Source organism: Cognatishimia sp. 1_MG-2023 (assembly GCF_030548175.1).
Taxonomy (GTDB): domain Bacteria; phylum Pseudomonadota; class Alphaproteobacteria; order Rhodobacterales; family Rhodobacteraceae; genus Cognatishimia.
In genome coordinates, this window is sequence record NZ_JAUORX010000021.1 from 1 (window position 1) to 624 (window position 624).

The following is a 624-nucleotide window of genomic DNA, read 5'->3' on the forward strand; positions in this document are numbered from 1 at the left end:
CGCGGGATGGAGCAGCCCGGTAGCTCGTCAGGCTCATAACCTGAAGGTCGTAGGTTCAAATCCTACTCCCGCAACCACTTGAACCGACAACCCGCCCGTAAAACGGCGGGTGTTGTTGTTTTTAGGGCCTGTCAGCTCCAAGATCGCGGCCAATTCGCCATATAGTTCAATCACATGGGCATCATCGGCGTTCTCGTCGGGATGCAGACGCACCTCTGAAACCAGACCACGCAGCAGCTCCGAGGCTTCGGATCTGCTAGTCTTTTGATTGAGGTTGTCAGCCAATGCAGCGATCTTCTTGCTGTAGGTCTCTGCGAGGGCAGGGTGTAAGACAATTGGATCTTGTTCGGGCAGGGCTGCGAGTTTGTTCTCTAATTCGGCTTTGCGCGCTTCAAGGTCGTCCATCTTTGTCTTCATAGAGGCGTGGAACATGCCCGCTGTGATGGCTTCGACGATTTTGTCGATCTGACTTCCCAGTCGTTTGAGCTCACGTTCCATGGAGCTTCGCGCTGATGTGCTTTCGCTGTGCAGTCTATTCCATTCCCGTTGACCTGAGCCCCAAGTCTCCTCCAGCTTTGCGTGGAGTCCTTGGAGTTAAATCTTTGGCGTTAGGCCGCCATCTTG

The 624-nt window shown here is 54.2% G+C and carries 1 tRNA gene; it reads left to right on the plus strand.

The features are described 5' to 3' along the window. A tRNA-Met gene (locus Q4544_RS15700) sits at positions 1-77 on the plus strand. Positions 78-624: the final 547 nt, after the last annotated feature.